Genomic DNA, 26,899 nt, shown 5'->3' with positions numbered 1-26,899 from the left:
CGGGCGACGGTGATCGTCGCGCCGCCGGGACTCCGACCGCCGGCACCGACCCCCACAGCACGAACGGCCGCACCCGCGACAACGGCCGGCGGCCCCGGACCCCGGCGTGCCCGGCACGGCCCCGGACCCGCACCGCCATCCGGCCGCCGACCCTGTACGGTCCCCCACCCACCCCGGTCCTCGATGAGGTGATCGTCGCGCCGCCGAAGACTCCGACCGCCGGCACCGACCCCACGGCACGGACGGCCCGCACCGGCGGCAGCGGACGGCGGCCCCGGGCCCGCACCGCCGTCCGGCCGCCCACCCGCCCGGCTCCCGACACCGCCCGGCTCACCGGCTCAGACGTACGCCCGCCCCGCCCCGCCCGCCAGCGCCCCCGCCACCGCGTCCGCGAGCGGGGCCACCTCCTCGTCCGGCAGGACCGAGACGGTGATCCGGACGCCGGGCGGGGTGCTCATCCGGAAGCGGGCGCCGGGGGCGACGGCCCAGCCGGCGTGCAGCAGCCGGGCGACGGCGCCGGTCTCGTCCGGCACCGGCACCCACACGTTCATGCCGCTGCGCCCGTACGCCGTGACCCCGCGCTCCGCGAGCGCGCCCAGCAGCGCGTCCCGGCGCCGCCCGTAGGCCGCGGCGACCGCGCGCGGGTCCACCGCGCCGCCCGACCAGAGCCGGGCCACGGCCCGCTGGGTGATCCGGCTGACCCAGCCGGGGCCGAGCCGCTGCCGTCCGCGCACCCGGTCCAGGGTGACGGCGTCGCCGGTGAGCACGGCGAGCCGCAGGTCGGGCCCCCACGCCTTGCCGGCCGAGCGCACGAAGGCCCAGCTCCGGGTGGCGCCGGCGAGGGGGTGCAGGGGCAGGTCGACGATCCGGTGGCCGTGGTCGTCCTCGATCAGCAGCGTCTCCGGATGCTCACCCAGCACGGCCCGCAGGGCACGCGCGCGCGGGGCACTCACCGCGGCACCCGTCGGATTCTGCGCGCGGTCGGTGACGACCAGGGCGCGGGCACCGGCCGCCAGGGCGCGGCGCACGTCGTCGGGCAGCGGCCCCTCGTCGTCCACCCGGACCCCGACCGTGCGCAGCCCGAGCGCGGGCACCAGGTCGAGGAGGCTGCCCCAGCCCGGGTCCTCGACGGCCACGGTGTCCCCAGGTCTGAGGTGGGCGGCGAGGACGCGCTCCATGGCGTCGAGCGAGCCGGAGGTCACGGCGACCGTCCCCACCGGCACTCCGTCGGCCGCCAGCTCCGCCCGCGCGAGGCGCTCCAGCTCCGGCTCGATCGGTGCGCCCCCGTAGAGGACGGGCTCCCGGTCGCCCTGCCCGGCCGCCGCGGCGAAGACGGGCCCGAGGTCGGGCAGCAACGCCGGGTCGGGATTGCCGTCGGAGACGTCCCGCACCCCGGCCGGCACCTCGACCCGGATGAACTCCCGCCCCGTCGTCGCCGGCGTCGACCGCACCCGGCTTCCCCGGCGCCCGGCCGTCTCGATCACCCCGCGCTCGCGCAGCGTCCGGTACGCGGCGGCGACGGTGTTGGGATTGACCTCCAGCTCCTCGGCCAACTCCCGCATGGGCGGCAGCAGTTGCCCGGGCTCCAGCTCCCCCGAACCCACCGCGTGCTCGACGCTCGCGGCAATCTCCGCAGCACCCCGGCCAACAATCCGATATTCTCCTAGCACAAACCACATTATGCACTAGTGCAATGGAGAACGCCATGCAGGACACCCCCGAGACGCCGGCCCCGCAGCCCGCCACCGCCTACCGCCCGACCGACCGCACCGTCCCCACCCGCTCCGCGGACCGGGCGTCGTACGACAAGGACCTGGTGCACGCGATACTCGACGAGGGCTACGTCTGCCACCTCGGCTTCGTCCGCGACGGCGCCCCGGTGGCGCTGCCGACGCTGTACGCCCGCGTCGGCGAGCGGCTCTACGTGCACGGCTCCACGGGTTCGCGCCCGCTGCGGATGACGGGCGCGGCCGATCCGGGCCTGCCGGTGTGCCTGACGGTGACGCACGTGGACGCGCTGGTGCTGGCCCGCTCCGCCTTCCACCACTCCATCAACTACCGCTCGGTCGTCGTGCACGGCACCGCCCACGACGTGACCGACCCCGAGGAGAAGCGGGCGGCCCTGGACGCCCTGGTGGACCACGTGGTGGCCGGCCGCTCGGCCGACTCCCGGCCGGCCGACAAGAAGGAGCTGGCCGCCACCGCCGTGATCCGCCTCGACCTGGACGAGGTCTCCGCCAAGCTCCGCACCGGCGGCGTGAACGACGAGCCCGAGGACCTCGCCCTCCCCCACTGGGCCGGCCTGCTCCCGCTCCGCAAGGGCTACGACGCCCCGGTCGCCGACCCGGACCTGGCCCCCGGCACCGCCGTGCCCGACTACCTGGCCCGGCGCTGAGCCGCACCTGCCACGGCCACGTCAGCCGGGCAGCACCCGCGCCTCCCTGGCCCCCTTGGCCTCCGCGACGGCCAGGCCCGCGACCGACCCGAGCATCAGCAGCGTGCCGGCCAGCGTCGCCGGCGTGAGCCGCTCGCCGAGGAAGGCCACGGCGAGCGCGGCGGCGCAGACCGGCTCGAGCAGCATGACCACCGACACGGTGGCCGACCGGACGACGGCCGCGCCGGCGAAGTACAGCCCGTAGGCGAGCGCGGTCGGCACGGCCGCCACGTAGGCGAGGAGCACCAGGAGCCGGCCGGGTTCGACGGTGTGCGGCACGAGTCCCTCGGCGAGGGCGAGCGGCAGCAGGCACAGGGTGGTGACGGCGAACGCCCCGACGGAGGTGTCCGCCGCGTCCGCACCGCCGTCGCGGCCCCACCGGCGGACGAGCAGGGTCATCACCGAGTAGCCGGCCGCGGACAGCAGCGCGAGGGCGACGCCCGCGGGACGTGCGGTCGTGCTGCCGCCGCCGAGCACCAGCACGGCCAGCCCGGCCAACGCCCCGGCGACGGCGACGGCGCCGCCCCGCCTGAGGTGTTCCCCGAGGCCGAGCCGCGCACCCAGCGCGATGAGCACGGGACCGGCGCCGAGGGTGACCACGGTGGCCACGGCGAGGCCGGTGGACTGCACGGCGGCGAAGTAGGCGGTCTGGAACACCGCGAGGCCGAGGCCGGTGACACCGGCCCGCCTCGCCCGCAGGGCGAACGGCGCGCGGGACACGGACCGCTGCCGCGGTCCCGCCAGACGGGCGGCGTACAGGAGCACGAGGCCGAGGGCGCAGCGCCAGAAGGACAGGGCGACCGGGCCCATGTCACTGGCCCGGTAGACCAGCGAGGCGGCGGCGCCGGCGGTGCCCCAGGCGGCGCCGGCGACGATCAGACAGAGCAGGCCCCGCCCGACGGCCAGGCTTGGGACGACGTTGTGCGACAAGGGTTCTCTCCGCAGTTCCGCGGCAGCGCACGAGGCGCGCCGGGTGGCCGTGATCCCGGCGCAGTGCAAGAGCGCAAGACGGGGACCACGCTGACGTGCGTCTGCGGGCAGCACGACTCGGCCCGGCGGTTCCACGGGACTCTCTGCCCACCGCCGGACGTTCCCGGAGCCCGCCTCAGGCGGCCGGGGGCGGAAGGACGAGTGCGTGCGCGTACATGATCGCGACCCTAGGTCGGCATCCCCCGGCCGGACAACTCCCTTTCCCCTCCCCCGCTCGCCACCGGCTCCGGCGAACCCGCCACGGGCGCCGAGGACTGGGCGATGAAGGCGCCGGCCAGGACGACCAGGCCGCCGAGGATCTGCGGCGCGGAGAGGTGCTCGCCGAGCAGCACCCAGGCGAGGACGGTCGCGATCACCGCCTCCAGGCAGGCCACGACCCCCGCGACCTGCGGGGAGAGGCGGCGTACGGAGAGCACACCGGTGACGTAGGCGAGGACGGTGGCGACCAGCACGATCCAGGCGAGGAGCAGGCCGGCCGCCACGGGGGTGCCGTTCATCGGGACGCGGTGCGTGAGGACGGCCCACTCCATCGACCAGGGCCGGGCGACGGCGGTGAGGACGACGGCGCCGACCAGCAGCCCGTAGGCGATGACGCCGAGCGGGTCGGGGGCCTCGTCGCCGGCGTCGCTGCCCTGGTCGGAGAGGACGAAGTAGCCGACCTGGCAGCAGGCGGCACCGAGCGCGAGCAGCAGGCCGAGGGCGTCGAAGCCGAGGCCCGCCCAGATCTCCACCACGCAGGCGAGCCCGCCCACCGCGAGGACGACGCCCAGGGCGGCGGCCCGGGTGACCGGGCGGCGCTGCACGAACCGCACCCAGCCGAGCACCAGGGCCGGCGCCAGGTACTCCACGAGCAGGGCGACACCGACCGGGATCCGGGAGAGGGCGGCGAAGTAGCAGGCCTGGACGCCGGCCACGGCGAACAGCCCGAAGCCGGCCAGCAGCCCGGGACGGCGGCGCGGCAGCGCCCGGTGGCGCACGGCGAGCGGCAGCATCACCAGGGCCGCGCCGGCCACCCGCAGCCAGACCACGTGGAGCGGGTCGAGCCCGGCCTCGATCAGCGGCTTCGCGGCGACCCCGGAACCACCGAAGGCCCCCGCGGACACCAGGGCGAGACCGAGCCCGGCACCCTTGCCGCGCGCGTGACCGGCGTTGTCAGACGTATGCACCGGCACATGATGACAGGCGCCGACATGAGCGTCACGCCCAGTGGCACCTGTCTCAACGGCTGGGACGACCGCTTCCGTCAGTCCTCGTCGGCGAGGATCAGGTACAGCTTCTTGCGGGCGTCACCGATCACGGCGAGCGCCTTCTCGCGCTGCTCCTTGCTGCCGGTCTTCCAGACCTGCCCGAAGGCCTCCATCAGCCCGAACCCGGCCTGCCGGACGTCGTTCAGCGCCTCCCAGTCGACCCCGCGCGAGGCCTCCTCCCAGGGCGCCTCGGGACCTTCCTCGGCCGCCGTGCGCCCCTCCTCGGTGAGCGAGAAGAGCTTCTTGCCGCCCTCGCTCTCATTGGCGATCAGCCCCTCGTCCTCCAGCAACTGGAGGGTCGGGTACACCGAGCCGGGGCTGGGCTTCCACGCCCCGCCGCTGCGCTCGGCGATCTCCTGGATCATCTCGTAGCCGTGCATCGGCCGGTCCTTGAGCAGAGCCAGGATCGAGGCCCGCACGTCACCGCGCCGCGCCCTCCCCCTGGGCCCGCCCCGGCCACGCCCGCCGCCCCAGGGCCCACCGGGCCCGAACGGCCCCCCATGACCACCGGGCCCACCCGGCCCGAACGGCCCGAAGGCAGCCCGCCGCCCCTCAAAGCCACCACGCCCGAAGGGCCCACCTTCGCCGCGTCCGCGTCCACCATGTCCGTGCTCGTATCCGTGGGTACGCATTGCCATCACTCCGTTCAGTCGTTACATCCACCGCGATCTCTGATCTGTCGCGATGCCTCAACGATATATCGGAACCGATCGGATGACAAGACCGCGTACGAGGAGAAGTGGCGGGGCCGAGTCAGACCCACCAGGGAGGGCCGTCCGAGCCGACACGTCGGACACGGGAGGCAGCCATGGTGATGCGCTGACGCCCCCGGGCCGTCGAGTCGCTGCACCGGCAGGCCGGGCTGGAGGCCGACACGGCGGTCTTCGGCCACGGCGGGCCCATCGCCCACGGCGCGGCGCGCGCCTTGCGAGAGGCAGTCGCCGCGACGACGTGACGGCCCGGCGCCCGCCGGTCACCGCACCCCGCGCAAGGTGAGGGCGTACGTCGCCGTGAACGCGACCGCGCGGTCCTCGTCCCGCGTCAGGCGGGTGAGGGCGTCCGCCGCCGTGGCGCCCGGGATGTCCGCGAGGGCCTGCGTCAGCCGGTGCCGGGCGGGTGCCTGGGCGGGGCCGTCGGCGAGGCGGGCGATCAGGGCGCCGGCGATCCGGTCCGCCGCGCCCGGGTCGCTCGCCAGGGCGCTGAGCGTGTCGCCGGCGTCGACGTCGTGCGTGCCCGCGACGACCATGTCGACCAGCGCCGGCACCGCGTCGGCCCCGCCCCGCCCCCCGAGTCCCAGCGCCGCCTGCCCGCGGACCACGGGGTCGGGATGCGCGAGGGCCTCCCGCAGCAGGGCGGTCGCCTCGTCGTGCGGCAGCTCGGCGAGGGCCCGTACGGCACGTTCGCGCACCGCTGCCGCCGAGGAGCCGAGGCCCTCCGCGAGCAGCGCCGGGCCGCCGCCGCCCGCCCGCGCCAGCGCCCAGCGCAGGGCCCCGGCGACGTTCGTGTCCGTCTCCCCGAGCACCGCCTCGACCAGGGCCGCCACCGGAGCCTCCTCGGGTGCGGACAGCGCCGCGCGCTGGCGCGTTCCGGCGCTGTCCGACCCCAGGGCGCGCAGGAGGGCGACGGCCTGGAGGACGTCCTCCCAGCCGGCGGGGCCGGCGGCGTCGATCCGGCCGAGCCGGGTGAGCAGCTCCCGCTCCCGCGCGATGCGCTCGCGGGTCCGGCGCATCAGGTCGTCCACCAGCTCCGCGGGGGCGAAGCCGGGGTCGTCCAGGGCGCGGCCGATCTCGCGCAGCGACAGACCGAGGGACCGCAGGCTCTCGATGTGGAAGATCCGGCGGATGTCCGCGCCGGAGTACTCCCGGTAACCGGCGTGGGTGCGGCCCGTCGGCCGTACCAGGCCGAGCGACTCGTAGTGCCTGAGCATGCGGGCGCTGACCCCGGACCGCCGCGCCACCTCACCGATCAGCACCGTCTGCCGTCCCTCCCTCTGGCGTCCCTGCGTCGTACGGGCCGAGGGCCACGACGCGCTTCGCCTCCTCGACCGCCGCCTCGAACCCCGCCTCCGGGTCGCGCGCCAGCCGCTGCGTGGCGAGCGCGTGCTCGCGCACCCGGGGGTCGGCGTCCCTCGCCGCTCCCCGCAGCGCGGGCTCACCCGCCTCCCCGAGCGCGATCAGGGCCCGGCTCAGACTCAGCCGCGTGTCCCGCCCTCCCCGCCCGAGCTGCCCCGCCAGCGCACCGGCCAGCTCGGGTTCCCCGCCCGCCGGCACCAGCCCGACCGCCGTCCGCCAGGCAGCGCGGGCCACCTCGTCGTCCGCGTCGGCCAGCAGCGCCGGGGTGATCCCCGGCCACGCCCGCCGGTCGCCGATCTTGGACAGAGTGTGCAGCGCCTGGCTCCGCGCCCGCGCCCGCTCCGAACGGAGTTCGCCGACGAGCCGCGGGACCGTCAGGGACGCCGGGTGACGGGTCAGCGCCCAGGTGAGCATCTCCCGTACGAAGAAGTCGGATTCGTGCGCGCACCGTTCCACGAGCCCGTCCACGAAGCGGGGGTCCGGAGCCGTACCGGCCCCGAGCGCCGCGTTCAGCCGGACCGACGCGTTCGCGCTCTCCAGCCGCTCCAACAGGCGTGTCACCTGCGTGTCTCCTTCCGCCATGGTCATCGCGACCACCTCCCGACGGCAGTGAAGACCTTGTCACGGTGTCAAGGTCAAGCCCGGCCGGGCCGCCCACGACACGCCCCGCCCGCCCCCGTAGCGTCGGGGCATGCGCATCCGAATCGTCGACGCCTTCACCGACCGCCCCTTCGCCGGCAACCCCGCCGGTGTGCTCCTCCTCGACGCCTTCCCGCCCGACGAGCGGCTCCAGCAGATCGCGCTGGAGGTCAACCACGCGGAGACCGCCTTCGCCCACCCGCTGCCCGAGGGCGGCCCGGCCGACTGGGCGCTGCGGTGGTTCACGCCGGCCGCGGAGGTCAGGATGTGCGGCCACGCCACTCTCGCCACGGCCCACGTGCTGCACACCACCGGCGCCCACCGCGGACCCGTGCGGTTCTCGACCCACAGCGGCGTCCTCGTCGCCACGCCCCGCGAGGACGGCGGCATCACCCTGGACTTCCCCACCGCCCCGCTCACCCCCGTCGAGTCGCCGACGGGCGTCGCCGAGGCCCTGGGCGCCGAGCCGCGCGCGGTCCTGGACACCGGTCCGGACGTGGGGGACCTGCTGGTCGAGGTCGCCGACGAGCGGACCGTGCGGAGCCTGGAGCCGGACCTGAGGGCGCTGGCCGCCTTCTCCGGGCGCGGCGTCATCGCCACCGCCCGCGCGGCGGACCCGGCGCGCGGCTACGACTACGTCTCCCGCTGCTTCTTCCCCAACGTCGGCGTCGACGAGGACCCGGTCACCGGCAGCGCGCACACCGCCCTCGCGCCGTACTGGTCGGCACGCCTGGGCCGCCCGGACCTGACCGGTCTCCAGGCCTCGCGCCGCTCCGGACGCGTCCGCACCGAGCTGCGCGGCGAGCGCACCCTGCTCGGCGGACACGCGGTGACGGTCATCGAGGGCGAGCTGCTGGCCTGACGACCGGCCACCAGGGTCCGCGGCTCACGCCGTGGGCAGCCAGCCGACCTTGCCGGCCAGCAGGCCGTAGCCCACGAACGCCCCGATGTCGAGCAGGGAGTGCGCCACCACCAGCGGCCCCACCCGCCCCCAGCGCCGGTAGAGGAGGACGAACACCACGCCCATCACCATGTTGCCGACGAAGCCGCCGACGCCCTGGTAGAGGTGGTACGACCCGCGCAGCACCGCGCTGCCCGCCAGCGCGGCGAGCGGCGTCCAGCCCAACTGGCCTAGCCGGCGCAGCAGGTAGCCGACGACGACGACCTCCTCCAGGACGGCGTTCTGCACCGCCGAGAGGATCAGCACCGGGTACTTCCACCAGACGTCGGGCAGCGCCTCGGGCACCACCGTGAGGTTGAACCCGAGGCCACGGGCGGCCAGGTAGAAGGCGATGCCGGCGCTGCCGATGACGGCCGCCACCGCGGCGCCCCGGCCCAGGTCGGGCCAGGGCCTGGTGCGGTCGAAGCCGAGGGCGCGCAGGCTCCGCCCCTCGCGCAGCAGCAGGTGGGCGACGAGGGCGACGGGCACCAGCGCGGTGGCGATCCCGAACAGCTGCCAGGCGAGGTCGAGCCAGGGACGGCCGGGCGCGGCCGAGGCGTTGAGGGTGGCGGCCTGGTCCTTGAGGCCGCCGGGCTTGGTGACCGAGCCGACGAAGCTGATCAGCGCGGACACACCGCTGGCCCCCAGCGAGAGGGCCAGCACGAGCAGCGTCTCGTCGCGGAACGTCCGCCGTGTCAGCGGCTGCTGGGGGACGGACCCCTCGGGACCGTCAGGGATCGTCGTCTCGGCCACCGGACCCGCCTCCGCCATGCGCACCTTGCCTCATCGAGCTGGAACGTCACAGCTTGCCCGATCGGCAGGCGGCAGCGCGCGCCGGGGCGGCCCGCCACCACCTCGGCCTCACCCCAGTGGCGCCGGCTCCGGCACGCTCACCGGCCACAGGTGGACGGGTTCGCCCTCGCGCATGAGGTCGCAGTAGCGGCGGGTGGTGGCGGCCAGCGCCCCCTCGCGGGTCATGCCGGCCTCCCTGGCCCGGTGGAAGGTGGCGGCCTGCCAGGACGCCCCGTTGGCCCGGCGCCGGCACCGCTCCTCGATCACGCCGAGGTAGAAGTCCCGGTCGGCCGCCTCCACGCCCCAGGCGTCCAGGCCGGCCGCCGCCAGCGGCAGCAGCTCGTCGCGGACCAGGACGACGGCGTCGACCTCGGTGGTGCCGCCGAGCCGGCCGCGCTTGGGCCAGGTGAAGCGGGCGTCCACGCCGTGGCGGCACGCCGCCTCGAAGTTGGCGGCGGCGGCCTCGAAGGGCAGCCGGGTCCACACCGGCCGCGGGTCCTCGGCGAGGGCGCGCACCACGCCGTAGTAGAAGGCGGCGTTGGCGATGACGTCGGTGACGGTGGGTCCGGCGGGCAGGACGCGGTTCTCCACGCGCAGGTGCGGACGGCCGTCGGCGACGTCGTAGACGGGCCGGTTCCAGCGGTAGACCGTGCCGTTGTGCAGGACGAGTTCGGAGAGCTTGGGCACGCCGCCGGCGTCCAGGACCTCCAGCGGATCCTCGTCGTCGCAGATCGGCAGCAGCGCCGGGAAGTAACGCCGGTTCTCCTCGAAGAGGTCGTACGCGGAGGTGACCCAGCGCTCCCCGAACCAGGTGCGCGGGCGGACGCCCTGCGCCTGGAGCTCGGGCGGACGCGTGTCGGTGGACTGCTGGAACAGCGGGGGCCGCGACTCCCGCCACAGCTCGCGGCCGAAGAGGAAGGGCGCGTTCGCCCCGACGGCGATCTGCGCCCCGGCGACGGCCTGCGCCGCGTTCCACACGTCCGCGAAGCGGTCCGGGGTGACCTGCAGGTGCAACTGCACCGAGGTGCAGGCGGCCTCCGGGGCGATGGACCTGGAGGTACAGGTCAGGTGCTCGACGCCGTCGATGTCCAGCGTGAAGTCCTCGCCGCGGGCAGCCACGATCTGCTCGTTCAGCAGGGCGTAGCGGTCGACGGCGGAGAGGTTGGAGGAGACCAGGTCGTCCCGGTCGAGGGTCGGCAGAATGCCGATCATCGCGATCGAGGCGTCGACCTCCGCCGCCTTGCGGTCGGCATAGGCGAGCGAGGTCCGGATCTCCTCGGCAAGCTGGTCGAACACCCGGCCGCCCAACCGATGGGGAGCTATGTTGACTTCCAGGTTGAACATGGCGAGTTCTGTTTGGAAGTCCCGGCTGGCGATGCGCTCCAGAACCTGGGCGTTCAGCATTCTGGGCATCCCGTCGGCGCCGACGAGATTCAGCTCGATCTCCAGCCCCATCAGGTTCTTCGGACTGTCGAACCCCTTTTCGGCCAACAGCCGCTCCAGGCCCGTCAGGCACCGCTGGAGCTTGTCGCGGTAGCGCTGGCGATCGGACAGGTCGAACTGACCTGCCACGACCTTCTCCCCCATGGAAGAGTCCCTTCTCCAAGCGGTGGGTCGCGGTACCGGCCCGCCGAGGACCGGTCAGGGTGGATGATGCCCCGCCGAAGCGATCGATAACGTCCGCGGGGGTACCCGGCACCCGCTAGGCTGATCCGATGTGACCGGGGGCACATTCGCCGGGCATGCGGCATCGCGCAGTTTCGGGATTATGAAGCTCGTGAAAAACGCCGATGACAATTGGCCGTCCACTCCGTGACGATTTTCCGAGGTCAGGCCCGTTCGCCGAACCGAAATGCGGATGATTCCCACATTTCTGTGACCGGTCGGAGCCTTGTCCCGGGCGCCCGGAGCGGCTAGCCGAAACACAGTCTGAACACGTGTCGTATAAACTCCGCGAACAAGGCAGAGAACCGGCGCCCACGGTCGGATGATCCCGCCGTCGAACCGATCCACGGCGACCCCTTCCGCTTCGCGTTCACCGGACCCCGGCCCCTGCCCCGCCGCCTTCGTGAGCTGACAGCGTCGTCCGCCCTGCTCCGCCCCGTTCCGCCCTCGCGCCACCGTGCCTTCGAATGAGAGGCGACCCACCATGCCGCTGCACGTATCCCCGGCTCCCGCGCCCGCCCTGCGCTCCGTCCTGACGGCGCTCTCCTCGCCGACCGCGGTCCGCGAGGCCCGCACCCCCTCCCTGCTCCGCGCGCAGGGCCCGGTGACGCCCGAACACCCGCTGCCGGTACACGTGTTGGAGCGGCTCACCACGGACGGCGTGACCGCGACGCGGCTGACCGGCTGGCGGTTCCTGATCCGCTCAGGCGACCGGGCGGTGGCGGCGGCGGAGACGATGCTGACGGCCGACGGCTGGGCCTTCTCGCACTTCTTCGAGGGCCCGTACGTCGCCTCGACCGAGCGCGCGCTGCGGCACGCCGAGGCGCAGCCGGCGCCCTGCCAGCCGCGCCTGCTGTCCGTGCCCGGCCTCTACATGCTCACCCTGTGGCTGCACGGCGACACCACCGCGGACGCCGCCGCCGGGCACCCCGCCGACACCGACCTGCTGGTGCCGCTCGCGCCGGCCCCGCCCGGCATCGCGGCCCACCGCCCGCACCGGGTCGCCGACCTGCTGCCGGTCCTCACCTCCCGGGCCAACTCGGCCCGCCTGCTGCAGTCACCCGCCGCCTGACGGGTCGCCCGAGCCGGGCGCGAGGGGCTGGTCCCACCGGGACTAGCCCCTTTCGGTCATCGGGAACCATCCCAAGTGACCGTGCGTGGAGGGTGAACCGCCCGGGCGGGTGACGCGTCATCAACCGTTGAGAAGCGGTGTTGCGAAATACCTGCGGATCGACGTCCCGGGGGCAACACTGGTGCGGACCGACTTGGACGACGGGGGGCGGCCATGGACGACACGTCACGCCGCGGGACAGACCAGACGGCGACACCATCCATCACGACGGACCGAGAGACCCGACTCATGTGCCAGCACCAGCCACCGTGCCCCTCAGCCGACTCCGCCGACCGGGAGTCCGCCCGCCTCGTGGCGCACCACCCGGAGCAGGGCTGGAGCCTGCTGTGCAACGGTGTCGTCCTCTTCGAGGACACCGGTGAACTCCTGCCGGACGGTCAGGTCATCGCGCCGCACCGCCCGCTGATCGTCGCGGCCTGACCTGCGGCGCTTCCGGCTCCGCTCGCGTTACGGTGCCTCGCATGAGCATGAGCATCCGCAACCAGCTTCCCGGGACCGTCACCGCCGTCACGCCCGGCGAGGCCATGGCGACGGTCAAGATCCGCCTGACCGGCGGTCAGGACCTCACCGCGGCCGTCACCCTGGAGGCCGTCGAGGACCTCGGTCTCACCGCCGGCTCCCCGGTGCGCGCCCTGGTCAAGTCGACGGAGGTGTCGCTGGCCACCGCCCCGGTCGAGGGCCTCTCCATCCGCAACCGGCTCTCCGGCACGGTCACCGGCCTCACCACCGGCGCGGCCATGGCCTCGGTCAAGGTCGGCGTCGAGGGCGGCGAGCTGACCTCGGCGATCACCAAGGAGGCCGCCGAGGACCTGGGCCTGGCCGTCGGTCAGCCGGTCGTGGCGCTGGTGAAGTCGACGGAGGTCGCGCTGGCGACGGCATGACACCGAAGGGCTCGGCCCCGGTCACGCGGGTGCGTGACCGGGGCCGAGCCCTTCATGGCCTTCGGCGCCGGCCGGATCAGTCCTCGTAGGCGTCCAGCGGCGGGCAGGAGCAGACCAGGTTGCGGTCGCCGTAGGCCTGGTCGATGCGGCGCACCGGCGGCCAGTACTTGTCGGCGGCCGACACCCCGGCCGGGAAGACGGCCTCCTCGCGGGTGTAGCCGTGCGCCCACTCCCCGCCGAGCGCGGCGGCCGTGTGCGGGGCGCCTCGCAGCGGGTTGTCCTCGGCCGGCCAGTCGCCGGAGCCGACCTTCTCGATCTCCGCGCGGATGGCGATCATCGCGTCGCAGAACCGGTCCAGCTCGGCCAGGTCCTCGGACTCGGTCGGCTCGATCATCAGCGTGCCGGCCACCGGGAAGGACATGGTCGGCGCGTGGAAGCCGTAGTCGATGAGCCGCTTGGCCACGTCGTCCACGCTGACGCCGGTCGCCTTGGTCAGCGGACGCAGGTCGATGATGCACTCGTGCGCGACCAGGCCGCCGGGACCGGTGTAGAGCACCGGGAAGTGCGGCTCCAGGCGCTTGGCGATGTAGTTGGCGGACAGCACGGCGACCTGCGTGGCCCGCTTGAGGCCCTCGCCGCCCATGAGGCGGACGTAGGACCAGGAGATCGGCAGGATGCCGGCCGAGCCCCAGGGCGCCGCCGAGATCGGGCCGACGCCCGTCTGGGGGCCCGCGGAGGGCTGGAGCGGGTGGTTGGGCAGGTACGGCGCCAGGTGCTCGCGCACGGCCACCGGGCCGACGCCGGGGCCGCCGCCGCCGTGCGGGATGCAGAAGGTCTTGTGCAGGTTCAGGTGGGAGACGTCGCCGCCGAAGTGGCCGGGCTTGGCCACGCCGACCAGGGCGTTGAGGTTGGCGCCGTCCACGTAGACCTGGCCGCCCGCGTCGTGCACCTGGGCGCAGATGTCGGCGACGTGCTCCTCGAACACGCCGTGCGTGGAGGGGTAGGTGATCATCAGCACGGCCAGCTGGTCGCGGTGCTGCTCGATCTTGGCGCGCAGGTCCTCGACGTCGATCTCGCCGTCCTCGGCGGTCTTCACGACGACGACCTTCATGCCGGCCATGACGGCGCTCGCGGCGTTGGTGCCGTGCGCGGAGGACGGGATGAGGCAGACGGTGCGCTGCTCGTCGCCGTTGGCGCGGTGGTAGCCGCGGACGGCGAGCAGGCCGGCGAACTCGCCCTGCGAGCCGGCGTTGGGCTGCAGCGAGACCTTGTCGTACCCGGTGACCTCGGCGAGCTGCTCCTCCAGCTCGCGGATCAGGGTGAGGTAGCCCTGCGCCTGGTCGGCCGGGGCGAAGGGGTGCAGCTGGCCGAACTCGGGCCAGGTGACCGGCTCCATCTCGGTGGTGGCGTTGAGCTTCATGGTGCAGGAGCCCAGCGGGATCATGCCGCGGTCCAGGGCGTAGTCCCGGTCGGCGAGGCGGCGCAGGTAGCGCAGCATCGCGGTCTCGGAACGGTGCTGGTGGAAGACGGGGTGGGTCAGCACCTCGTCGGTACGCAGCCGCTCCTCGGCCAGCACCTCCTCGGTGGACGCGTCCAGCGCCTCGACGTCGCCCTCGACGCCGAAGGCGTACCAGACGGTGGACACCTGGGCCCGGGTGGTGGTCTCGTCGCAGGCGAAGGAGACGTGGTCGGGGTCGACGAGCCGGAGGTTCACGCCGTTCTGCCGGGCGGCGGCCACGATGCCGGAGGCCCGGCCGGGCACCCGCGCGGTGACCGTGTCGAAGTAGGCGCCGTGCACGATCTCCACGCCGCCTGCGGCGAGACCCGCGGCGGCGATCGTCGCGTACCGGTGGGTGCGCCGGGCGATGGCCCGCAGCCCGTCGGGGCCGTGGTAGACGGCGTACATGCCGGCCATGACGGCGAGCAGCACCTGGGCGGTGCAGATGTTGCTGGTGGCCTTCTCCCGTCGGATGTGCTGCTCGCGGGTCTGCAGGGCGAGGCGGTAGGCCCTGTTGCCGTCGGCGTCGACGGAGACGCCGACCAGGCGCCCTGGCAGGCTGCGCGCGAACTTCTCGCGCACCGCCATGTAGCCGGCGTGCGGGCCGCCGAAGCCCATCGGCACGCCGAAGCGCTGGGTGGTGCCGACCGCGATGTCCGCGCCCAGCTCGCCCGGCGAGGTCAGCAGGGTGAGCGCGAGCAGGTCGGCGGCGACGGTGACCAGCGCGCCCAGCTCGTGCGCCCGGTCGACGAGCGGCTTCAGGTCGCGCACGGCACCGGAGGCCCCCGGGTACTGCACGAGGACGCCGTTGATCTCGCGCTCGGCGACCTCGGCGGGGATGCCCTCGCTCAGGTCGGCGACGACGACCTCGACGCCGGCCGGCTCGGCACGGGTCTGGATCACCGCGATGGTCTGCGGCAGGGCGTCCGCGTCGACCAGGAAGAGGCCCTTCTTGTTCTTGCCCATGCGCCGCGAGAGGGCCATCGCCTCGGCGGCGGCGGTGCCCTCGTCCAGGAGGGAGGCACCGGAGGTCGGCAGGCCGGTGAGGTCGGCGACCATGGTCTGGAAGTTCAGCAGGGCCTCCAGGCGGCCCTGCGAGATCTCCGGCTGGTACGGCGTGTACGCGGTGTACCAGGAGGGGTTCTCCATGACGTTGCGCAGGATCACCGGCGGGGTGAAGGTGCCGTGGTAGCCGAGGCCGATCATGGAGTCCAGGACCTCGTTGCGGTCGGCCAGCGAACGCAGCTCGGCCAGCACCTCGGCCTCCGAGCGGGCGCCGGGCAGGTCGAGCGCGTCGGCGTTCTTGATCACGTCCGGCACCGCGGCGGCCGTCAGCTCGTCGAGGGAGCCGTAGCCGACCTGCGCGAGCATCTTGGCCCGGGCCTCGGAGTCGGGGCCGATGTGGCGCTGCTCGAAGGGAGCGGCCTGTTCGAGCTCGGTGAGCGGGATGCGAGGGGCGGTCATTGCGGAGGCCTCCTGGTCTGACGCGACCTGCGAGGGGCACCACGGCGCGGGTGCCCGGACGGCCTCCCCCTCTGTCATCTCGACCTGAGAGCTTCACCGGGCGGCCCGAGGGCCACCGCGGCTTGCACCGTCGGTGAGAGCGGGCACCGTGGATCCCCGCTCTGCTTTCCAGAGTGACCTCGTCCGTGCGGTACAGGGTGCCTGAGAGATTCCGGGGAGGATTTGCTCCTTCGGCGCCTCCGGTGGTCTCCGGAGGACTCTCCCGCACGGGGTCAGCAGCCGTTTGCCAGCGTACCAGCGAGCAGCCGCACGGACCTTCGAGTGGCCGGGGGCACTTCGCGGGGCCAGGAGCACTTCGAGTGGCCGAACGGCCGATTGTGCTCTTTTGTAGTGCCTACAGATGGTTCGGCGGCTGTTGTGCCACCCCGGCAGACCGAGTGGAGGGCCCGTGCGCACCGACATCGACCCGCGCAACCTGATCGGCCGCAAGGCCTTCGACCGCGACGGCACGCGGATCGGCACCGTCGACGAGGTCTACCTCGACGACGCCACCGGTGTCCCGGAGTGGGCGGCTATTCGCACCGGGCTGTTCAGCCGGGACGCCTTCGTGCCGCTGGAGCCGAGCGAGCTGGTCGAGGGCACCCTGCGCGTGCCCTTCGAGCGGGCCCTGATCAAGGAGGCCCCGGACTTCGGCGTGGGCCGGCACCTGTCGCCCGAGCAGGAACTCCAGCTGTACCAGCACTACGGTCTCGACGTGGCCGCCGCTCCCCCGCCGCCCGACCACGACTTCGGCAAGCTCGCGGGCCACGGGCAGGGGCAGGCGCCCGGTACGGGCCCGGCTCAGGTCCCGGACGAGGGCTGACCGAGCGCCGGCCGCCCCTCCTGCCCGGCCGGCACCAGCGGCAGCGGATCGGCGGGCTCCAGCTCCGGATCGTCCACGGCGAAGGTGCGCACCCGGCCGGGCACCGGTGAGTACGGCGTCTCGAAGCGCACGGTGACCCGGCCGAGCCCGCTGCCCTGCACCCAGCCGTGCCCGTGCTCGGCGTGCCGGACGTCGTGCCCCGCGGGCCAGCGGCGCTCGGCGGGCGCGGGCCCCTGCTCGGTGCCGGGCTGCTCCTCGGGCTCCTCGGCGGGTGCGGCCGGCAGCTCCCTCGCCGCACCCGGCGCCCCCGCCGGCTGCACGGCCTGCGCGGCCTGCGCCTGGGCCGCCTGCGCGAAGAGGTCCTCCTGCGTGTAGTCGGCGAGCCCGCTCACCCCCACGCCGAGCAGCCGCACGCCGCCCGTGGTGTCCACCAGATCCAGGAGCCGGGTCGCGGCCTCCCGCACCACGGCCGGGTCGTCGGTGGGGCCGCGCAGGGTCTCGGAGCGGGTCAGGGTGGAGAAGTCGTAGCGCCGCACCTTGAGCACGATGGTCCGCCCGGACAGCCCGGCCCCGCGCAGCCGCCGCACGCACCGGTCGGCAAGGCGCCGCACCTCGACGCCGACGCGCACCCGGTCGTGGATGTCCACGTCGTACGTGTCCTCCACCGACACGGACTTGGTCTCCCGCTCGGCCACCACGGGCCGCACATCGTGCGCGAGGGCCATGGCGTACAGGGCGTGTCCGTGGGCCTTGCCGAGGAGCCGGACCAGCTCGTCCTCGCCGGCCTCCGCGATGTCGCCGACCGTGGTGATCCCGGCGCGTCTGAGGTGGTCGCCGGTGGCGGGGCCGACGCCGGGCAGGGTGCGGACGGACATCGGCGCCAGCATCTCCCGCTCGGTGCCGGGCTCGATCAGGAACAGGCCGTCCGGTTTGGCCTCCTCGGAGGCGATCTTGGCGAGCATCTTGGAGGCGGCGAGCCCGACCGAGCCGGTGACTCCGGTGACGGCCCGGATGTCCGCGCGCAGCGCGGCCCCGACCAGCCGCGCCGACTCGGCGTCCCAGGCCGTCCCGGGCTCGGCACCGGCCTCCAGGTCCACGAACGCCTCGTCCAGGCTGAGCGGCTCCACGAGCGGGGAGAGGGCGCGCAGCAGGCGCATCACCTGCTCGCTGACCGAGCGGTACAGCTCGAAGCGCGGGACGAGGTAGGCGGCGTGCGGGGCGAGCCGACGGGCCTGACCCATGGGTATGGCGGAGTGCACGCCGAAGATCCGCGCCTCGTAGGAAGCCGTCGCGACGACACCGCGGGGGCCGAGCCCGCCCACGACGACGGCCTTCCCGCGCAGGCTCGGCTTGGACGCCTGCTCCACCGAGGCGTAGAAGGCATCCATGTCGAGGTGCAGGATCGTGGGCGCGGTTCTCACATCTCTGATGGTCCCCTACGCCACTGACATCGCCCTCGGTGACCGGCCGCTGTTCAGACGGCCCGATTGCGCCTGCGGGCCAGCTCGTCCGCCGGGTTCTGGCCGACCAGGGTCTCCCCCGTGTCGATCCGCTCTCCGTGCAGCTGGGACAGGGCGCTCTCCACGTCCCGCCACACCACGCCCACGGCGATGCCGAAGACGCCCTGCCCGCCCTGGAGCAGCGCGTGGACCTCGTCGGGCGAGGTGCACTCGTAGACCGTGGCGCCGTCGCTCATCAGCGTCATCCGCTCCAGGTCGCGGAAGCCGCGCTCCGTGAGGTGCTGCACGGTGGTGCGGATGTTCTGCAGGGAGACCCCGGTGTCCAGGAACCGCTTGACGATCTTCAGGACGACGACGTCGCGGAAGCTGTAGAGGCGCTGGGAGCCCGAGCCGTGCGCCGGACGGACGCTGGGCTCGACCAGCCCGGTGCGGGCCCAGTAGTCGAGCTGGCGGTAGGTGATGCCGGCCGCCGCGCAGGCCGTGGGGCCCCGGTAGCCGATCTCCTCGGACGCCACGGGCGCCGCCCCCGCGCCGCTCGGCACGGTGGCCGGCAGTCGTGGGCCGACGGCCTGCGCGGTGGCCGCCGTGTCGCGGTGATGGGGGTATGGACCGCTCACCCCCGGCCTGCGGCCGGAGCCGCCCCCAGCCATACCGTCGCCGCTGATCCTCACGCCGACCTCCGTCCTTGACCTGCCTCCTCGACGGTAGGCAGTCACCAAGGGTGCGTCAACGATCGCCACACTCGGCACGCCGAGTGATAATCACCCTTCGAGTGGTTTACCGTGCCCCGTCGCGGGGAAAGGCTAGCCGAATATGCCGCGCGGGGGGTCGTACCACGCCGCTACTGGTTGCTGCTGCCGAAGTCCTCCGGCGAGATCTGGTCGAGGAACTCGCGGAACTTCTCCACCTCGTCCTCCTGCTCGTCCGGGATCGCGATCCCGGCGTCGTCGAGGACACCGTCGCTGCCGAAGATGGGCGTGCCGGTGCGCAGCGCGAGCGCTATGGCGTCGGACGGCCGGGCGCTCACCTCGACGCCGCTGGCGAAGACCAGCTCGGCGTAGAAGACCCCGTCGCGCAGGTCGGTGATGCGCACTTCCGTCAGCTCCTGGCCGACGGCCTCGAGCACGTCCTTGAAGAGGTCGTGGGTCAGCGGCCGCGCGGGGGTCATGCCCTGCTGGGCGAAGGCGATCGCCGTCGCCTCTCCAGGTCCGATCCAGATGGGGAGGTAGCGGTCGCCTCCCACTTCGCGCAGCAGCACGATCGGTTGGTTGGAGGGCATCTCGACCCGGACACCTACGACATCGAGCTCGTTCACACAGCAACCCTAGGCCGTGCCCGGGATGTTTGGGTAGTCGAGCAGGGAACAGGTGGTCGATCGGCCCCGCCGACCCCGGTGCTGCCTGGCCTCGGCGGCCCTCGGGCAGGTCACCCGCTCAGATCAGGGCGCCCGCCCGGTCAGGGCAGCCGCACCCCGAGGGCGGTCTGCACCAGCGCCGCGTGCAGCCGCACCGCGAGGCCGGCCAGCTCCTTGGTACGGGCCTCGGCGTGCGCCCGGGTCTGCGGGTTGCGGTGGCGCCGGAGCGGGGCCACCACCTGGTCCACCAGGCCGGCCTCCCGGTCGGCGGCGGCCTTCATCACCCGCAGGTGCCGCGGCTCGATCCCGAACTCGCCCAGCTGGACGACGAGCGAGGCGACGGTGACCGCCTCCGCGTCGTACGCCCCGTCCGCGAGCGGCGCGAGCAGCCCGTACGACTCCCACTCCCGCAGCTCCTCGTCGCCGACCCCGGCGGCGGCGAGCAGTTCCTGCCGCCCGATGCGGGCGATCACAGGGTCCTCGGCAGCGGCCTCGGGCACCGGCTCGCCGTCCCGCTGCCGCCCGAGCGCGGGCAGCCGGACGGCCTCACCGCGCTCGGAGGCGTCCAGGTGGTCCCGGATCACCTTGAGCGGCAGATAGTGGTCGCGCTGCATGCGCAGGACGTGACCGAGGCGCTCGACGTCGCGCGGGCTGAACTTGCGGTACCCGGCCGGAGTGCGCCGCGGCTCGACCAGGCCCTCGGCCTCCAGGAAGCGGATCTTGGAGACGGTGATGTCGGGGAACTCGTCGCGCAGCGCGTTGAGGACCGTGCCGATGCTCATCAGTCCGCTGCCCGTGGCGGCGGTGCCGTGCCCGGCACCGCCGCTCGGTGTATGACGCATGGCCCTTCCCTGGGGGTTTCCTTCCCCCGGACGGTGCCGGGGGCGGGTCAGTAGCCCCGCTGGCTCGCGTAGAACACCAGCCGGTACTTGCCGATCTGCACCTCGTCACCGTTGGCCAGGGCGACCTGGTCGATCCGCTCGCGGTTGACATAGGTGCCGTTCAGGCTGCCGACGTCGGCGACCGTGAAGGAGCCGTCAGGGGCGCGGCGGAACTCGACGTGCCGGCGCGAGACCGTCACGTCGTCCAGGAAGATGTCGCTCTGCGGGTGGCGGCCCGCGGTGGTCAGCTCGCCGTCCAGCAGGAAGCGGCTGCCCGAGTTCGGGCCGCGGCGCACCACGAGCAGGGCGGAGCCCAGCGGCAGCGCGTCGACCGCCGCCTGCGCCTCCGGGGAGAGCGCCGGGATCGCGGTCTGGCCGGTGACCTCGGCGTCATACGCCTCCAGGCCGGAGATGGAGATCGTCGAGGTCGTCTCGGAGGCCCGCTCCGGGACCGCGCCGGGCCGCAGGGGCGCGCCGCAGTTGGAGCAGAAGCGGCTGTTCTCCGCGTTGCGGTTGCCGCACCTCGAACACACCAGGGCCGACATGGACGGACCCTCCTGCCGCGGCTGGCCTGCCGACGATTGCCCGAAACCTATGCCGCCGGACTGCGCAGGGTCAACATACGGCGCGCCCTGACCACCCGAAAGGTCACCGCCCACCTGGTCCCGGTACATCGGGCGCCGGCTCTCCGCGTCGGGCTGCGCGCGATGGCGCGCGGTCGCGTTGTCGCTGCCCTCTCGCGCGCTCTTGCCGAACAACTTCGCAAACAACTTCACGGGCGATTCCCCTTGACCGAAACAGACCCGCCCGTGGGGCAGGACGAACCCTGACTGACCGTACTGACCGACCCGGACACCTTCACAACGTCCGTCTCCGCCTGACAGTTTCCACCACGCACCACCCAATCGGTGCGCCGACCCCCCGCAAGCTCATGCCCTCGCCGGACGACCGCCATGCACCGCCGGTTCACTGGGAGGACGACCGAGCGTAGTCAGGCCGCTCCACCGCTCGCAAGGCGTCCACAACGATCTTGCTCGACCGCTCAACGGTAACCGTGGCCTGTTCCTTCTCCAAGGTCTGCACCACGCCTCCAGGAATGTTGAGAGCCGGTTCGAGGTCCTGCGGCTTGCCGATGACCTGGAAACGATAGGGCGCGTTGACCTTGTTCCCGTCGACGCGGACGCTCTCGCCCTCCTCCGTCAGGTAGGTGTCCGCGACCACCCGCACACCGTTCTCCTGGATCGCCTCGGCGCCCGCCGCGCGCAGCTCCTGGACGGCGTCGAGCAGCATGTCCGCCTCGACCTTGCCCTTCGGGTCCTGCACGGTCACCGTGATGCCGGGCCCCTGCGCGGCCACGGTGCCGGCGAGGATCCCGAGCTGCCGCTCCTTCTCCTGGGTCTGCTTGCGGGCCTCCTCCGCCTGGTCGGAGCTGTTCTCCAGCTCGTCGCGCTGCTTCTCCAGACCCTGCTTCTCGCCCTCCAGGCGCTGGGTGCGGTCGTCCAGCTCGTCGAGGATGCGGACGAGGTCCTCCTGGCGGGCGCCGCGCAGCGCGCTGTCGTCGTCGCTGTTGGAGGCGACCTGGACGGCGAGGCCGAAGCCCAGGCCGAACAGGAGCAGCGCGACGATGAGTTGCGCGCGGGTCAGGCGCGGCGGCCACAGCCCGTTGGCCAGCCGCTGCCGCCCGGTCGGTCCGGCTGCCTTGTCGGACCCGGTCTCGGCGTCGGCCTCGGCCTCTGCCTCGGTCGGGGCCGGAGTGGGCACCTCGTTCGGCAGCTCTCGGCGCAGGCCCTCCGCGGGCCGTTCCTCGTGGCCGTCGTGGTCGCTCATCGGCCTCACGCCCGGAATACGTGCCGGCGGATCGCCGCGGCGTTGGAGAAGATGCGGATGCCGAGGACGACCACCACACCCGTGGACAGCTGGGCGCCGACGCCCAGCTTGTCGCCGAGGAACACGATCAGCGCGGCGACCACCACGTTCGACAGGAACGACACCACGAAGACCTTGTCGTCGAAGATGCCGTCGAGCATGGCGCGCAGACCGCCGAAGACGGCGTCGAGCGCCGCCACCACGGCGATCGGCAGATACGGTTCGACGGCCGCCGGCACCTCCGGCCGGACCAACAGGCCGGCCACGACTCCCACGACGAGGCCCAGTACGGCGATCACGATGTGCCCTTCTCGGTTATCGGCTGTGCTGTTCGTACGATCACACTCGGTGCGGCCGGCAGCCGGAGGTCGCCGGCCACGGAGATGGCCGTGCGGATGCCGTAGCTCTCCTGGATGGCGTTCAGGTACAGCCCGTCCGCGCTGTCCTGGAACCGGCGGCTGAGGTCCTTGCCGTCCCCCACCGCGAGCACCGTGTACGGCGGCACCAGAGGCCGGTTGTCGACCAGTACGGCGTCCCCGGCGGCCCGGATCGCGGACAGCGCGGTCAGCCGCTGCCCGTTGACGGAGATCGCCTCGGCCCCCGACTCCCACAACCCGTTGACCACGCGCTGCATGTCCCGGTCGCGCACCCGCCCGGTGTCGGAGAACCCGGAGGTGCCGCGCGGCCGGCCGTCACCGGCGCTGTCCACCTCTTCGGCGTCGTCGACCACGAGCTTCACCCCGGGCCCGTGCACCGCGACGGCGCCCGACAGGACACCCACCAGGTCGGACCGGTCGGCGTCACCGCTCTTCTCAAGCGCCTCGCGCTGCCGCGCGTCCACGTCGTCGCGCAGTCCGTCGACGCTCTTCTCCAGCTTGTCCGCCGCGGCCGTCTCGTCCTCGATGCGGTCGACCAGTTCGCCGCGCTCTTTGGCGATCACCGGGGCGGTCACCCGGGCCTGCGCCGCGCCGACCGTCACCACGAGCGCGGCGAGCACGAGGCCCGCGGCCAGCCCCAGCTTGGCGCGCACCGTGCGGGGCAGTCCGCCGGCGCCGTCGGCCCGCTTCCGCGCCGCCGCCTCGGCGTAGCCGTCGTCCAGGCTGTGGTCCATGACGTTGGTCAGCAAGGACATGGACGCGTCCGGGCGCGCGGGCCGCGAGGTTGTGCTCCGAACGGGGGGTTGCTGCGGCATGCCGCACATCGTCGCACGCCGCGGACGCTACCTCCGAACGGCCCCACCGGCGTGCCGGAGCGGCCTCCCGGGAGACCCGCGTCCGGCACGCACGCGTGAGGGCGTACGAGGGCTCTACCGGCCCGCGCTGTCCACCACGGCGGCCCACTCGTCCAGGAGGGCCTGGGCGGAGGCGTCGTCGGGGCCTTCCGCCCACAGGTGGGTGACCGCCTCGGCGGGGTCGGGCAGCACCATGACCCAGCGCCCGTCGGCCTCGACCACCCGCACGCCGTCGGTGGTGTCCACCGAGCGGTCCCCGGCCTCCTCCACGACCCGGCGCATCACGAGCCCCTTGACCGCCCACGGGGTGGCCAGGTCCCGCTTGAGGACGTGGGCGCGCGGGATCCGCGCGTCGATCTGGCTCAGCGTGAGCTGGGTCCGCGCGACCAGGCCGATCAGCCGTACGAAGGCGGCCGTGCCGTCGTAGACGCTGCTGAACTCCGGGACGATGAAGCCGCCCTTGCCGTCGCCGCCGAAGATGGCCCCCTCCTCACCGCCGACCCGCGTCAGGTCGTCCGGCGAGGTGGTCGTCCACTCGACCTGCGTGCCGTGGTACGCCGCCACCTGCTCGGCGATCCGCGTCGTGGTCACCGGCAGCGCGACCCGGCCGCTGCGCCGCTCGGCGGCGATGAGGTCGAGCAGGACGAGCAGCGCCCGGTCGTCCTCGATGATGCGGCCCTTCTCGTCCACGAGGGAGAGCCGCTCGCCGACCGGGTCGAACCGCACGCCGAACGCGGCCCGCGAGGACGCCACGATCTCTCCGAGGCGCACCAGGCCCGAGCGCCGCATGTCGGCGGTCTCCGTGGGCCGGGACTCGTCCAGGCCGGGGTTGATGGTCAGCGAGTCGACGCCGAGCTTGCCGAGCAGGCTGGGCAGCACGAGCCCCGCGCTGCCGTTGGAGGCGTCCACGACCACCTTGAGGCCGGACTCCGCGATGCCGGTGGTGTCGAGGCTGCGCAGCAGCGATCCGGTGTACGAGTCGTACACGCTCGAAGGGAAGGTCAGGTCGCCGATCTCGCCGGGGAACGCACGCCGGTACTCCTGCCGCGCGAACACCCGGTCCAGCTTGCGCTGACTGCCCTGGGACAGGTCGGCGCCCTCGCTGTCGAGGAACATGATGTCGACGGAGTCCGGCACGCCGGGCGTGGTCCGGATCATGATGCCGCCGGCGCTGCCCCGCGCGGTCTGCTGGCGCGCCACGGGCAGCGGCACGTTCTCCAGATCCCGCACGTCGATGGCGCTGGCCTGCAGGGCCGAGATCACCGCGCGCTTGAGGGCGCGGGCACCGCGGGAGTGGTCGCGGGCGGTGGTGACCGTGGAGCCCTTCTTCAGCGTGGTCGCGTAGGCGCCGGCCAGCCGCACCGCCAGCTCCGGGGTGATCTCCACGTTGAGGATGCCGGACACCCCGCGCGCCCCGAACAGGTGCGCCTGGCCGCGCGACTCCCAGATCACCGAGGTGTTGACGAAGGCACCGGCCTCGATGGTCTTGAACGGATAGACGCGCACGTTGCCCTGGACGATCGACTCCTCGCCGATCAGGCACTCGTCGCCGATGACCGCGCCGTCCTCGATCCGCGCGGCACGCATGATGTCGGTGTTCTTGCCGACGACGCAGCCGCGCAGGTTGCTGTGCGGCCCGACGTACACGTTGTCGTGCACGACGGCCTTGTGCATGAAGGCGCCGCTCTTCACGACGACGTTGGAGCCCACGACACTGTGCTCGCGGACCTCTGCGCCGGCTTCGACCTTGGCGTAGTCGCCGATGTACAGCGGACCGCGCAGCACCGCGTCCGGGTGCACCTCGGCGCCCTCGGCCACCCACACGCCGGGCGAGATCTCGAAGCCGTCGATGTCGACGTTGACCTTGCCCTCCAGGACGTCGGCCTGGGCCTTCACATAGCTCTCATGGGTGCCGACGTCTTCCCAGTAGCCCTCGGCGATGTAGCCGTAGACGGGCTTGCCTTCCTTCATCAGCTGCGGGAAGACGTCACCGGACCAGTCGACGGACACATCGGGGTCGACGTAGTCGAAGACCTCGGGCTCCATGACGTAGATGCCGGTGTTCACCGTGTCCGAGAAGACCTGGCCCCAGGTCGGCTTCTCCAGGAAGCGCTCGACCTTGCCCTCTTCGTCGACGATGGTGATGCCGAATTCCAGCGGATTGGGGACACGCGTCAAGCAGACGGTGACAAGCGCGCCCTTCTCCTTGTGGAAGTTGATGAGATCGGTGAGGTCAAAATCGGTCAGAGCGTCGCCGGAGATGACGAGGAAGGCGTCGTCTTTCAACGCCTCTTCGGCGTTCTTGACGCTGCCGGCGGTACCGAGTGGCTTCTCCTCGTTGGCATAGGTCAGCTCCATCCCGAGCTCCTCGCCGTCACCGAAGTAGTTCTTGACCAGCGAGGCCAGGAACTGCACGGTGACCACGGTCTCGTTGAGCCCATGCCTTTTCAGCAGCCGCAGCACGTGCTCCATGATCGGCCGGTTGGCCACCGGCAGGAGCGGCTTGGGCATGCTCGAGGTCATGGGGCGAAGGCGTGTGCCTTCGCCGCCAGCCATCACGACGGCCTTCATGTCGGAAGCGTCCTCCTCTAAGACGACGGTCTAGCCGACTTCACCAAGATTGTCCCGCACATCGACAGCGCGGGCCATCCGGCCTCAAGGGGTCGCCGAACGGCGAGTTCAGTCGGTCGTGGCGTCCGCACGGATCAGGCGGAAGACCTGCACCACGTACAGAACACCTGCCCACCAGTACAGGGTTGTACCCCACCCGGCGAACGCCCATCCGAAAACGGCGCCGAGTGACGCGATCCAACCGCTGCCGTCGCTGAGCAGCAGCAGGGGGAAGGCGTACATGAGATTGAAGGTCGCGGCCTTCCCCAGGAAGTTCACCTGGGGTGGCGGGTACCCGTGCCGGCGGAGGATACCCACCATGACGAGGAGAACGGCCTCGCGGGCCAGCAGCACGAGGGTCAGCCAGAGCGGCAGGACCTCGCGCCAGGTGAGCCCCACCAGTGTGGAGAGGATGTAGAGCCGGTCCGCCGCCGGGTCCAGGAGCCGGCCGAGACTGCTGATCTGGTTCCAGCGCCGGGCCAGCTTCCCGTCCAGGTAGTCGCTGACTCCGCTGAGGGCCAGCACCAGCAACGCCCAGCCGTCGCTCTTCGAACCGCCGAACTCCGGCCTGAGGATGAGCCACAGGAAGAGAGGTACGCCGGCGAGGCGCGCCATGCTGAGGATGTTCGGGATGGTGAGGACCCTGTCGGTCTGCACGCGGGTCTCCTGGACCTCCACGCGGGAGCCTCCTGGACGGAATGGGCCGATGATGCTCCCTGACCCTACCTCAACGCAAAAGAGCGCTGGCTCTTGGGCATGTGCCCAAGAGCCAGCGCTCTAAAAGGAGTTCGGCGGCGTCCTACTCTCCCACAGGGTCCCCCCTGCAGTACCATCGGCGCTGTAAGGCTTAGCTTCCGGGTTCGGAATGTAACCGGGCGTTT

At 72.9% G+C, this 26,899-nt stretch carries 23 protein-coding genes, 1 rRNA gene, 2 pseudogenes and 1 riboswitch; of the genes and pseudogenes, 6 read left to right on the top strand and 20 right to left on the bottom strand.

Annotated features, from left to right (window positions below):
- Positions 1-338: 338 nt before the first annotated feature.
- The gene (locus tag ACGFZL_RS08940; protein WP_393690226.1) at positions 339-1,670 is read right to left on the bottom strand and encodes an aminotransferase class I/II-fold pyridoxal phosphate-dependent enzyme; all 1,332 of its coding nucleotides are present in this window, start codon (positions 1,668-1,670) and stop codon (positions 339-341) included.
- Positions 1,671-1,705: 35 nt separating this feature from the next.
- Here ACGFZL_RS08940 and ACGFZL_RS08935 point away from each other — a divergent pair, with 35 nt between their 5' ends.
- Entirely contained in the window at positions 1,706-2,395 is a 690-nt protein-coding gene (locus tag ACGFZL_RS08935; protein WP_393690225.1) for a pyridoxamine 5'-phosphate oxidase family protein, read from the top strand.
- 21 nt (positions 2,396-2,416) lie between these two features.
- On the opposite strand, the gene ACGFZL_RS08930 is transcribed toward ACGFZL_RS08935, so the two are convergent.
- The 5 genes from ACGFZL_RS08930 to ACGFZL_RS08910 form a co-directional block, all read right to left on the bottom strand.
- A complete protein-coding gene (locus ACGFZL_RS08930; protein WP_393690224.1) occupies positions 2,417-3,364 on the bottom strand; it encodes a DMT family transporter in 948 nt (315 codons plus the stop codon).
- Between the two features lie 227 nt (positions 3,365-3,591).
- Complete coding sequence (locus ACGFZL_RS08925) at positions 3,592-4,596, bottom strand: EamA family transporter (RefSeq protein WP_355176376.1); 1,005 nt, start codon at positions 4,594-4,596, stop codon at positions 3,592-3,594.
- Positions 4,597-4,667: 71 nt separating this feature from the next.
- A complete protein-coding gene (locus ACGFZL_RS08920) occupies positions 4,668-5,303 on the bottom strand; it encodes a PadR family transcriptional regulator (protein WP_393690223.1) in 636 nt (211 codons plus the stop codon).
- A gap of 341 nt (positions 5,304-5,644) precedes the next feature.
- Positions 5,645-6,643 (bottom strand): HEAT repeat domain-containing protein, encoded by a 999-nt coding sequence (locus ACGFZL_RS08915; protein WP_393690222.1) that lies wholly within the window; start codon positions 6,641-6,643, stop codon positions 5,645-5,647.
- Positions 6,630-7,331: a HEAT repeat domain-containing protein gene (locus ACGFZL_RS08910; RefSeq protein WP_393690221.1), complete on the bottom strand. Its 702-nt coding sequence runs from the start codon at positions 7,329-7,331 to the stop codon at positions 6,630-6,632. Before ACGFZL_RS08910 ends, ACGFZL_RS08915 begins: the two co-directional genes overlap by 14 nt.
- A gap of 103 nt (positions 7,332-7,434) precedes the next feature.
- On the opposite strand from ACGFZL_RS08910, the gene ACGFZL_RS08905 reads away from it, so the two are divergent.
- A complete protein-coding gene (locus ACGFZL_RS08905) occupies positions 7,435-8,244 on the top strand; it encodes a PhzF family phenazine biosynthesis protein (protein WP_393690220.1) in 810 nt (269 codons plus the stop codon).
- A 24-nt stretch (positions 8,245-8,268) separates the two neighbouring features.
- Here ACGFZL_RS08905 and ACGFZL_RS08900 read toward each other — a convergent pair whose 3' ends face one another.
- Both ACGFZL_RS08900 and ACGFZL_RS08895 read right to left on the bottom strand, forming a co-directional pair.
- The gene (locus tag ACGFZL_RS08900; protein WP_393690219.1) at positions 8,269-9,093 is read right to left on the bottom strand and encodes a CPBP family intramembrane glutamic endopeptidase; all 825 of its coding nucleotides are present in this window, start codon (positions 9,091-9,093) and stop codon (positions 8,269-8,271) included.
- A 90-nt stretch (positions 9,094-9,183) separates the two neighbouring features.
- Positions 9,184-10,701, bottom strand: coding sequence for a glutamate--cysteine ligase (locus ACGFZL_RS08895; protein ID WP_393690218.1), 1,518 nt, complete (start codon positions 10,699-10,701; stop codon positions 9,184-9,186).
- A gap of 562 nt (positions 10,702-11,263) precedes the next feature.
- Here ACGFZL_RS08895 and ACGFZL_RS08890 point away from each other — a divergent pair.
- The 3 genes from ACGFZL_RS08890 (at position 11,264) to ACGFZL_RS08880 (ending at position 12,792) form a co-directional block, all read left to right on the top strand.
- Positions 11,264-11,851: a hypothetical protein gene (locus tag ACGFZL_RS08890; protein WP_355176383.1), complete on the top strand. Its 588-nt coding sequence runs from the start codon at positions 11,264-11,266 to the stop codon at positions 11,849-11,851.
- Between the two features lie 288 nt (positions 11,852-12,139).
- Positions 12,140-12,331, top strand: coding sequence for a DUF5999 family protein (locus tag ACGFZL_RS08885; RefSeq protein WP_355176384.1), 192 nt, complete (start codon positions 12,140-12,142; stop codon positions 12,329-12,331).
- Positions 12,332-12,372: 41 nt separating this feature from the next.
- Entirely contained in the window at positions 12,373-12,792 is a 420-nt protein-coding gene (locus tag ACGFZL_RS08880; protein ID WP_355176405.1) for a TOBE domain-containing protein, read from the top strand.
- A gap of 76 nt (positions 12,793-12,868) precedes the next feature.
- On the opposite strand, the gene gcvP is transcribed toward ACGFZL_RS08880, so the two are convergent.
- The gene (gcvP, locus tag ACGFZL_RS08875; RefSeq protein WP_393690217.1) at positions 12,869-15,754 is read right to left on the bottom strand and encodes an aminomethyl-transferring glycine dehydrogenase; all 2,886 of its coding nucleotides are present in this window, start codon (positions 15,752-15,754) and stop codon (positions 12,869-12,871) included.
- A gap of 178 nt (positions 15,755-15,932) precedes the next feature.
- Positions 15,933-16,029: riboswitch (glycine riboswitch) on the bottom strand.
- A gap of 173 nt (positions 16,030-16,202) precedes the next feature.
- Between gcvP and ACGFZL_RS08870 the strand changes: the two are divergent.
- Positions 16,203-16,565: pseudogene (locus ACGFZL_RS08870) on the top strand (PRC-barrel domain-containing protein); the annotation flags it as partial.
- Here ACGFZL_RS08870 and ACGFZL_RS08865 read toward each other — a convergent pair.
- The 11 genes and pseudogenes from ACGFZL_RS08865 to rrf form a co-directional block, all read right to left on the bottom strand.
- Positions 16,496-18,037, bottom strand: a pseudogene (locus ACGFZL_RS08865) (DNA polymerase IV). The pseudogenes ACGFZL_RS08870 and ACGFZL_RS08865 overlap by 70 nt on opposite strands.
- Before the next feature lie 53 nt (positions 18,038-18,090).
- Positions 18,091-18,747 (bottom strand): MerR family transcriptional regulator, encoded by a 657-nt coding sequence (locus tag ACGFZL_RS08860; RefSeq protein WP_393690216.1) that lies wholly within the window; start codon positions 18,745-18,747, stop codon positions 18,091-18,093.
- 170 nt (positions 18,748-18,917) lie between these two features.
- Positions 18,918-19,391, bottom strand: a complete 474-nt coding sequence (locus ACGFZL_RS08855; RefSeq protein WP_355176387.1) for a bifunctional nuclease family protein — start codon at positions 19,389-19,391, stop codon at positions 18,918-18,920.
- Between the two features lie 140 nt (positions 19,392-19,531).
- Positions 19,532-20,272 (bottom strand): MerR family transcriptional regulator, encoded by a 741-nt coding sequence (locus tag ACGFZL_RS08850; RefSeq protein ID WP_393690215.1) that lies wholly within the window; start codon positions 20,270-20,272, stop codon positions 19,532-19,534.
- Positions 20,273-20,319: 47 nt separating this feature from the next.
- On the bottom strand, positions 20,320-21,216 hold the full coding sequence (locus tag ACGFZL_RS08845) for an FHA domain-containing protein (protein ID WP_355176391.1): 897 nt from the start codon (positions 21,214-21,216) through the stop codon (positions 20,320-20,322).
- A 61-nt stretch (positions 21,217-21,277) separates the two neighbouring features.
- Positions 21,278-22,138: a DUF881 domain-containing protein gene (locus ACGFZL_RS08840; RefSeq protein ID WP_393690214.1), complete on the bottom strand. Its 861-nt coding sequence runs from the start codon at positions 22,136-22,138 to the stop codon at positions 21,278-21,280.
- Between the two features lie 5 nt (positions 22,139-22,143).
- Positions 22,144-22,476, bottom strand: coding sequence for a small basic family protein (locus ACGFZL_RS08835; RefSeq protein ID WP_003977440.1), 333 nt, complete (start codon positions 22,474-22,476; stop codon positions 22,144-22,146).
- Positions 22,473-23,309, bottom strand: coding sequence for a DUF881 domain-containing protein (locus ACGFZL_RS08830; RefSeq protein WP_393690213.1), 837 nt, complete (start codon positions 23,307-23,309; stop codon positions 22,473-22,475). Before ACGFZL_RS08830 ends, ACGFZL_RS08835 begins: the two co-directional genes overlap by 4 nt.
- A gap of 174 nt (positions 23,310-23,483) precedes the next feature.
- Positions 23,484-25,979 (bottom strand): mannose-1-phosphate guanyltransferase, encoded by a 2,496-nt coding sequence (locus ACGFZL_RS08825; protein WP_355176397.1) that lies wholly within the window; start codon positions 25,977-25,979, stop codon positions 23,484-23,486.
- A 108-nt stretch (positions 25,980-26,087) separates the two neighbouring features.
- Positions 26,088-26,696, bottom strand: a complete 609-nt coding sequence (locus ACGFZL_RS08820; protein ID WP_393690212.1) for a CDP-alcohol phosphatidyltransferase family protein — start codon at positions 26,694-26,696, stop codon at positions 26,088-26,090.
- A gap of 108 nt (positions 26,697-26,804) precedes the next feature.
- Positions 26,805-26,899, bottom strand: a 5S ribosomal RNA gene (gene rrf, locus ACGFZL_RS08815); the annotation flags it as partial.

Origin of the sequence: Streptomyces sp. NPDC048182 (assembly GCF_043202555.1) — a bacterium.
GTDB lineage: Bacteria > Actinomycetota > Actinomycetes > Streptomycetales > Streptomycetaceae > Streptomyces.
This window is presented reverse-complemented; position numbering and strand designations above follow the sequence as displayed.